Raw genomic sequence first — 8675 nt, forward strand, 5'->3', positions numbered from 1 at the left:
AGGGTGGAATCAGCTACAGTTACGGCCACCCCGAGTCCAACTGCTTCGCAGAGCAGCCCGTCCGTCGCTCCGAGCTCGACCGTGCCAGCCATGCCTCGCGACGAGGATTTTCTGGCTGCGGCATTTAATCCGATTATTGGCCAGCAATGCACGCAGGGCGAGAAAGTTATTCTTGGCAAGCCGGGTGAGGCCGTACAGATGTGGGCTTCCTGCGATTGGGTTGCCGCCGGGAGCGGCGGAGAGGTGTACGTCAACAACTTCCAGACAGACCCCGAGAAGCCCGCATTCTTCGGCGGGCGCCAATGCGATATGAGGGATGTGGAGGTGGGTGACACCTGGATGGGTGCCGCAATCCACTACACATGCAAACGCCTCGCAGGGACCACGAGACCCAGTCAAGAGGCTGGCATCTGGGAGGCAAACCGGGTGAGCCGTGAGGAACTCGACCAGGCCAAGATACTCAGGCTCGACGTCTACCGCGCGGCTCTCGAGCAGCCATTGGGTGAGCCATGCCCGACCTCGGGCGCTACGCTGGCAACGTTGGATGCCGGTACAGCCGATCTGGCGATCGAATGCCAGGAAATCTTTGCCGGAAATTCTTTCTACCGCCTTGGCATCACGCCGACTAGCAGCTACGGCTGGAAGGGCTCTCCGGGCTCCGTGCCGGACGGCACATCCTGCAGCAGTGAAGGCAGGATCCGCGTCGCCCTGACGACCTCGCCAGGGTACCCGGCCCGGGTCCTCTACTGTGCAGAGTTGGACCCTGCCGACGCCGCGACTCCGACTGTCTGGCGGCGGGTCGCGTGGCCAGTCGAGCCACCTTCTTATCTAAAGACGTGTACGGCGGGAGACCCTGAACTCGAGGAAGTTCAAGGGCAGTTCAGGTTCACACTCGGATGTAGATCTATGCATGGCCTATATCAATGGGCGGTCATCTGGGCTGAGGAAATTGGGTAATCGCTACCAATATCGCATCAACCCATCTGAGGGCGTGATCGCGATCCTGCGCTTGATCGGCTTCACGAACATCGCCGCAGGAATCCGTCACCACGCCCGCCGCCCTGTAACTGGCCAGGCGCGCATGATCGGCACAGCGCGCCAAGGGTTCGGTGGCCGTCACGACGGGCGCTGGCGGATCCGGCGTAGCGCAACACGCGTCTATGGGCTCTGGAACGCCGCTATGGTGGTGCGGTGAGCGACCGGGTTCGGGGAAGGGTTGGTCACGGTCTCTGGAGGCAGAGGGCCGGGATCCGGTGATCGGGTCTCGGCAGGTGGCTTTCGGTCATCTCGCGAACGCCATGCCTATGCTTTGGACGCCTGACCCGGTTGATGTCGGCGGCTCGGAGCAGGCCGATTTCCCGAGGCACGACAGCGCCCCTGACCGGACATTCTGTCAGTCGGTCTCCTGTGAAGTGGCGACCTCGTAGAAGGCGTCCGCGAGAGCAAGGATGACACTGTTGATCCCAGGGCCATCGCTGAAGAAGTAGTCGGCCATGGTGTTGTGTGCTTCCTGGTTGTTGAGGACGGCCTCGGTGACGGCGACCTTGAAGTCGTCGGAGTCCATGAACTGCTTCTTCGAGTTAACCTGGGTCTGCCTGACGAGCTCGGGGTGGGCGAGGAGTCGCTGGACCAGGCCGTTGACGAACTCGCGGACCTGGGACTCGGTGAAGGACTCGGCGCCGAAGAGGTCGTTCATCTTGTCGATCACGACCTGGAGGGCGACGTACTTGGGCTCCTTGCGGGTGCCGGTTCCGGCAGCGCTGATTCCCTTGAGCTCGCCGTCGCCGGTCAGCGAGATGTCGACGGCGATCCGCTTCTCGTGCTTGACACCGACCAGGACGACGTCGGAGAGGTCGACCTCTGCGGCCCAGGAGGAGTCGGCGATGACCTTCTCCAGGAGGCGGAGGAAGATGGAGAGCATCTCCATGTGCGGGTCGCCGTAGTCGACGATCTGGCTCATGAAGTCGTAGAGCCGGACGTAGGTGGAGACGTCCTTGCGGAACAGGTCGAGGGTGTTGAGCGTGACCTTGTCATCGGCCTCGATCGCGGCGGCGTAGCGGCTCGCGAACTCGTGCTTCGCCGGAGCGATCGCGGCCGAGAGCGCGTTGTTGCCCTTCCGCTTCACCCACAACTCAGCGACGTCCCGCACCTGGTCGGCGGTGTAGATTCCGGCCTGGGCGATCTTGGCCGCGAGGTGGGCGACGACGTACGGGTCGGTCTCGGTCTCCAGGGTCGCGCCTGTGAAGTACGGCTCGAACGCGGTCCGGATGTCGTCGGGCTTGTTCACGAAGTCGAGGACGAACGTCTTGCGCTTGATCTCCCCGCCCGCGGTGCGGTGGGTGCGGTTGAGCCGGGAGAGCGTCTGCACGGCGGTGACCCCGGAGAGCTTCTTGTCGACATATATCGCCGAGAGCAGCGGCTGGTCGAAGCCCGTCTGGAACTTGTTGGCCACCAGCATAATCTTGTAGGTCTCGCCCTTGAACGCCGCGGCGAGGTCCGAGCCGGCGCCTGGGTTGAGGTTGGTCTCGGTGAACTCGACGTCCTCCGGCGGCGTCGGCCCCCACTCCGAGGTCCACACCTCGTTCTCGTCCATCGTCACCGACCCGGAGAAGGCGACCAGGGTGCGGTAGTCGTACGACGGATCCTCCGCGGCCCGGCGAGCGATGTAGGCGTCGATCGCCTTCTTGTACTTCACCGCGGCCTTGCGCGAGTCGGTGACGACCATCGCCTTCGCCCTGCCCTCCAGCAGGTGGGCGACGTTGGTATGGAAGTGCTCGACGATGATCTGGACCTTCTGGCTGATGTTGGTCGGGTGCAGCTTCACCCACCGCATCAGCCCTTTACGCGCGGTGCTTTCCTCGACCTCGCTGTCAGCGGTGGCCTTCCCGGCGATCTTCAGCGCGGTGTCGTACGACTGGTAGCCACGCAGCACGTCGAGGATGTACCCCTCCTCGATCGCCTGCCGCATCGAGTACAGGTGGAACTCGACCGGCTTCCCGTCCAGCCCCTTCCGCCCGAACATCTCCAGCGTCTTGGCCTTCGGGGTCGCGGTGAACGCGAAGTAGGAGATGTTCGGCGAGTCGGCCCGCTCGCTCATCCGTGCCGCCAGGATCGACTCCAGGGCGACCTCGCCGCCGTCGGCGAGGTCCTTGATCTCCTCGGCGGTGAGCACGGCCTTCAGCTGGGAGGAGATCCTGCCGGACTGCGACGAGTGCGCCTCGTCGGCGATGACGGCGAACTTCCTGCCCTTCAGCCCCTTGTCCGCCTGGATCTCGTCCATCGCGAACGGGAACGTCTGCACCGTCACCGCGATGATCAGCTCGCCGTTCCTGAGCGCGGCGGCCAGCAGCCCGGACTTCGACGTCGCGCCGGCCTTGCGGACATCCTCCGGGCTGATCGTGGCCACGATCCTGCCGGACCCGTCGATCTGCCGGATCGCCTCCTGAAGCTGCCCGTCAAGCACAGTCCGGTCCACGACGACGATGACCGTGTCGAAGACCTTCCCGTCGTCCACGTGCAGCCGCGCCAGCCGGTGCGCGGTCCAGGCGATCGTGTTCGTCTTCCCCGACCCGGCCGAGTGCTCGATCAGGTACCTGTGGCCGACGCCTTCCTCCCGCACGGCCTCGACGATGTTCGTCACGGCCTCCCACTGGTGGAACCGCGGGAAGAGCATGCTGGTGCGCCGCAGCGACATCCCCGTCGCGACGTCCCACTCCTCCCTGGTCTCCACGATCATCAGCCGCCCGATGATGGTGAGCCAGGCGTCCTTCTCCCAGACCCGCTCCCACAGGTATGCCGTCGCCGACCGCCCCTCGGCACCTGGCGGGTTCCCCGCCCCGCCGTCGTGGCCGATGTTGAACGGCAGGAAGTGCGTCTTCTCGCCCTCCAACCTGGTGGTCATCGCCGCCAGGTCGTTGGAGACCGCGAAGTGCACCAGCGCCCGATGCCCGAACGACAGCAACGGCTCCAGCCGGCCATTCGTGACCGGACGCCGGTCCTCACGGTACTGGCGGATCGCCTCGTCCAGCGACTGGGTGAAGTCCGTCTTCAACTCCACCGTCGCCACCGGCAGCCCGTTGACGAAAAACACCAGGTCGATGCTGCGCTGATCGGCGGTCGAGAACCGCACCTGCCGCATCACCCGCACCCGCATCGCCGCATACTGCGCCACCGTCGTCGCGTTCAGGCTGGTCTCCGGCCGGAACTGCGCCAGCTTCAACCGGCCGCCACCGATGTAGACGACCCCGTTGCGCAGGATGTTCAACGTCCCGCCACCATGTTCCAGCGGCCTGTCGAGCACCGTGGTCAGCACATCGAGGAACTTCGCCGCCGACCCGGCCGCCCTCAGCGCCTTCCCGTACGCCGCCGGCTGAGTCTCCTCCAACCAGGCGAACACATCCGCGGGGAAAAGCGCCCGCTCACGGTCATACCCGGTGTCGTTCGCCGAGTACAGCCACCCGTGAGCCTCCAGGTACGCGCAGATCTCGGACTCGAAGACGACCTCGTTGTGATCGGCCATCAGACCATCTCCCGCACGTCGACCTGCCCCGTCACCGCCGCCGTGATCAGCGCCGCCCGCCGCTCCTTCGAGAGTTCGATGAACCGCTCGGTCTCCGCAATGAGAATGTCGACCTTCGCCGCTTGATCGTCAAGATACGCTGCGACGCGATGCTGCTCATCGAGGGGTGGTACAGCAAGCCGATATTGCTTTAGCGCCTGGCAAGTGAGCCCACCCTTCGTACTGCCGTTCTCTTCACTCAAGCGTCGGAGGTCGTCATACGACGCCCTGAGCGACCACAGGAGGTACTCCGGCAACCATGTGCCTCGATCAGGCGCTATGTACGCGACGTGCTGGTTCACCGTCGCCTCGATCTCAAGAAGCGTTGCCATTCCGCGTGTCTTTCCTTGGCCAGTCAGACCCACCAAGACCGAGCCTGGAGCAACGACTGGCAAGTGACATTCATAGAGTGCGATGTCGGTCACGAATTGGTCGGCGTGCGTGACACGAGACTCGTTGACAGCGGAACTGTTCAGCCACGGGAACTCTCCGTCACGCCAATAGCTGGCAGTCTCACGCCTCGGAGTTGACCCGTTGCCGATTCGAGTAGAGCGACCTAGTTTGTCTGTCGTCGCGCCCGCATGGATCTGCTGATCGATCGCGTGCAAAGCGACTGCCCGGCGCCGCTCGCGGAGCATCTCGATCAGGCGCTGCTGTTCCTCGATGAGCGTGTCGATGCGGGCGGTCTCGCGGTCGAGGTAGTCGGCGATGGCGCGCTGCTCCCCTAGCGACGGGAGCAGGATCGGCATCAGCCGGAACTCGTCGTTGTCGATCTCGGCCTGACCGATGCGCACTCCGCGCGAGAGCAGTGCGTAGCCGTTGGTGTAGGTGGTCGAGCGAAGGAGCCAGTTGAGGTAGCGGGCGTCCTCACTATGGCGCGGCGCGAAGCAGATGTAGTGACCGGAAACGATCCCGCGGAGCGAGGAGATACCGACCGAACCTTGCCATGCCTTCATCCGGTTGGCGACCAGCCAGCCCGGGTGGACGAGCTGGTAGATGCTGCGGTTCTCGGCGGTCTTGTTGATGTTTTCGCGTGAGTCCTTCGCCACGACGCCGTACTCGCGAAAGACGGATAGCATCTGCTCTTCCGGATGGTCCACATCCTTGATGCGTTCGAACATGGACCACAGTGGCTTTGTGGTCCAGTGCGGCGGGACCTTCCCGAGCCAGGACACACCGGAGTCGACGAGGTCGAGCCTCTCAGCGATCACCCTCGACCTCCCGCAGGAGGTCGAGGATCTTGGCGATCTGCTTGTCCAGGTCGGCGTCGATCTCGGCGAGGGGGCGGGGTGGGACGTATTTGTAGAAGTGGCGGGTGAAGGGGATCTCGTAACCGGTCTTGACCTTGGCCCAGTCGATCCAGGCGTCGGGGACGTGCGGTCGCACCTCGGCGTCGAAGTAGGCGTTGATGGCGTCGATCTTGCCTGCCCGGCCGGCGGTCGAGCCGCCGTAGGTGAAGGGGACGTTCTCGGTGTCGCGCTTCTTCGGGTCGGGCTTGCGCTGGCCCTTGCGGTCGACGACCGGCTTGCCGTCCTCGCCAAGCAGGGGTCGCTCGACGGTGATGGTCCAGTAGCCGAACTCGTCGTTGCTCAGCACCTTGGAGTAGTCGGGGTCGGCGTCAAGGAAGTCCACGTACAGGCTGACGACCTTCTCACGGTCGGTGTCGGAGATCTCGCGGCCCTTGGAGCCGAGGTTCTTGCGCATCTTGGTCCAGAACGAGGTGCCGTCGATGAGCTGGACCAGACCCCTGGCGTCGGGGTGCTTGGTGTTGTCGAGGATCCAGATGTACGTGGCGATGCCGGTGTTGAAGAACATGTTGGTCGGCAGCGCGACGATCGCCTCGACCAGGTCGTTCTCCAGCAGCCACCGGCGGATCTCGGAGGGGCCGGACTCGGCGCCACCGTTGAAGAGCGGCGAGCCATTCATGACGATCCCGACCCGGCCGCCACCGTCCTTGGGCGCCCGCATCTTGTGGGCCAGGTGGAGCAGGAAGAGCATCTGCCCGTCCGAGGTCGCCGGCAGGCCAGGGGCGAACCGGCCGTACGGACCGGCCTCGTCGCGCTCCTTGGTGACCTTCTTGGCGTACTGCTTCCAGTCGACGCCGTACGGCGGATTGGACATGCAGAAGTCGAACTTCCTGCCCTTGAACGCGTCGTCGGTGAGCGTGTTGCCGAAGGCGATGTTGGTGGCGTCGTGGCCCTTGGCGAGGAGGTCGGACTTGCAGATCGCGTAAGACTGCGGATTATACTCCTGGCCGTACAGGCTCAGCTTCGCGTCCGGGTTCTGCGCGAGCAGATGCTCCTCGGCCAGGGAGAGCATGCCACCGGTGCCCGCGGTCGGGTCGTAGAGGGTGCGGACGATGCCGGCCTCGGTCAGGTCGGCGTCCTTCTCCGCGAAGAGCAGGTCGACCAGCAGCCGGATCGCGTCGCGTGGGGTGTAGTGGTCGCCGGAGGTCTCGTTCGCGGCCTCGTTGAACTTGCGGATGATGTACTCGAACGCATCGCCCATGTCGGCGTTCGACACCGCCTTGGGGTGCAGGTCGATCGCCTTGAACGAGGTGATGATCTCGCGCAGGAGCTCCGCCTTCTCCAGCGCGAGGATCTCCTTCTTGAAGTCGAAGTACTCGAACACGTCCACGTCCGCCGAGAACCGGTCGATGTAGTCGGTCAGGTTGTCCGCCAGCCCGTCGGCGTCGGCCAGGAGGTTGCTGAATCCGTAGTTGGAGGTGTTGTAGAACGGCCTGCCGGTCGCCTTCTTCACCTCGATCTTCAGCCGGTTCGGATGGTCGAACTTCCGCGCGAGCTCGCGGACCGCCTCCCGGTCAGGCTCGAGGACGCAGTCGAGCCGGCGCAGGATCGTGAGCGGGAGGATCACGTTGCCGTACTGGTTGGGGCGGTAAGGACCCCGAAGCTGATCGGCGATCGACCAGATGAAACTACCGAGGGTGCTCACAGGGCTCCTTGATGGGATCTCACGCGAAGACGGGGTGCCGGACGCCCGCGCCCGGGCCATGGGCCACCGGCGCGCCGTGTTCGGGGCCGAAGTTCCTGGCCAGCCCGTTCCAGCAGCCGAGCAGTCTGGCGGACTCGCCGATTCTGATCTCACCGGACTCGGGAGATGGCCTGCTGGAAGTTCTCGGCGACGTACCGCTGTCGACGACGGCGAGGACCAGCACCTCGTAGTCGGCGAGCAGACGGTGGAGCCGCTCTGGCCACGGTTCGCGGCGACCAGGTCGATCCCGACGCCGCTCACCCCGCCACGGCCAGGCCAGGCCGTCCACTGCCAGACCTCGGAGAACCTCTCGGTCCACCCCGGGTCGGCCCCAGGTACGCCTTGATCAGCCGCTCGCACTTGTCACCCTTGTCCCGCTCGTCCAGCAACGCGGCACGAAGATCCCCCGGCAACTCGCGAATCGTGATCCCCACGGGCGATAGTCTGCCGCACAGGTCTGACAATCACGCCAAGACCCTTGCGACACGGTCAGCACCCGGCTACAGACCGTCCTACACTGCGGCGGCCAGGTCCGGGGCGAGGCCCCAGCAGGTGGCCGGTTTCGAGCCGGGCCAGAAGGCGGCCAGCAGCGCCTTGTCCTTCTCCACCTGCTGGCGGCGGGTCCCCAGCCGGGTGGCGAGGCCTGCCGGCTGATGAACGACCATGACGCCAACGCCGCGTTCAACCTGGCCCGGTTCGTCGACCGCGAGTACACCGGCGACGTTAATCCCTCCTGTGGGAGAGCGTCCGGCGCCGAGGCACAGCGAACATGACCCGGCTGAGAGTGTGGGCGGCGCGATGAGGCTATGCCCCGTTGATTCGGTCAGCCCCCGGCTGCAGGGCGGCGCGGTCTGTGTGACAGCGATGAGCAGCACGTGCTGGGCCGCAGCCCCGGTCCGCTTCGAGCGTTGGCGGCTGCCGTCAGCTTGAGGCGGTCCAGGCAGGCTAGTTGAATTCTCCGTCGCGGGCGCCGGCGAGGAACGCTTCCCACTCGGCCGCGGTGAAGGACAGGATGCCGCTGTCGGGGTGCTTGGAGTGCCGGAGGGCGCGTCCGCCGTCGGGGAGTTCGGCGACCTCGACGCAGTTCCCGCCGTTGCCGCCGCTGTAGCTGCTCTTGCGCCAGGTC

The 8675-nt window shown here is 65.1% G+C and carries 8 protein-coding genes and 1 pseudogene; 2 read left to right on the top strand and 7 right to left on the bottom strand.

Features of this window, described 5'->3' with window-relative positions; genetic code table 11:
* Nucleotides 1-90: 90 nt before the first annotated feature.
* Nucleotides 91-957 carry a hypothetical protein gene (locus AC08OP_RS15925; protein ID WP_476614918.1) on the top strand — a complete coding sequence of 289 codons (867 nt, stop codon included), beginning with the start codon at nt 91-93 and terminating at the stop codon, nt 955-957.
* 34 nt (nt 958-991) lie between these two features.
* On the top strand, nt 992-1195 hold the full coding sequence (locus AC08OP_RS15930) for a hypothetical protein (RefSeq protein ID WP_476614919.1): 204 nt from the start codon (nt 992-994) through the stop codon (nt 1193-1195).
* A 198-nt stretch (nt 1196-1393) separates the two neighbouring features.
* On the opposite strand, the gene AC08OP_RS15935 is transcribed toward AC08OP_RS15930, so the two are convergent.
* The 7 genes and pseudogenes from AC08OP_RS15935 to AC08OP_RS15965 all read right to left on the bottom strand — a co-directional run.
* A complete protein-coding gene (locus AC08OP_RS15935; protein WP_476614920.1) occupies nt 1394-4519 on the bottom strand; it encodes a type I restriction endonuclease subunit R in 3126 nt (1041 codons plus the stop codon).
* Nucleotides 4519-5769: a restriction endonuclease subunit S gene (locus tag AC08OP_RS15940; protein WP_476614921.1), complete on the bottom strand. Its 1251-nt coding sequence runs from the start codon at nt 5767-5769 to the stop codon at nt 4519-4521. The genes AC08OP_RS15935 and AC08OP_RS15940 overlap by 1 nt, the downstream gene beginning before the upstream one ends.
* On the bottom strand, nt 5759-7510 hold the full coding sequence (locus AC08OP_RS15945) for a type I restriction-modification system subunit M (RefSeq protein WP_476614924.1): 1752 nt from the start codon (nt 7508-7510) through the stop codon (nt 5759-5761). Before AC08OP_RS15945 ends, AC08OP_RS15940 begins: the two co-directional genes overlap by 11 nt.
* Nucleotides 7511-7529: 19 nt before the next feature.
* Nucleotides 7530-7838, bottom strand: coding sequence for a hypothetical protein (locus tag AC08OP_RS15950; protein WP_476614925.1), 309 nt, complete (start codon nt 7836-7838; stop codon nt 7530-7532).
* Nucleotides 7817-7909 (bottom strand): annotated as a pseudogene (locus AC08OP_RS15955) (hypothetical protein); the annotation flags it as partial. The pseudogene AC08OP_RS15955 and the gene AC08OP_RS15950, both read right to left, overlap by 22 nt.
* Before the next feature lie 152 nt (nt 7910-8061).
* A complete protein-coding gene (locus tag AC08OP_RS15960) occupies nt 8062-8214 on the bottom strand; it encodes a hypothetical protein (RefSeq protein WP_476614922.1) in 153 nt (50 codons plus the stop codon).
* Between the two features lie 280 nt (nt 8215-8494).
* Nucleotides 8495-8675: DUF397 domain-containing protein (locus AC08OP_RS15965; protein WP_476614923.1), on the bottom strand; the 181-nt coding region annotated here is incomplete at its 5' end.

The sequence above is a fragment of the Frankia sp. CeRuru1 genome (assembly GCF_977966315.1).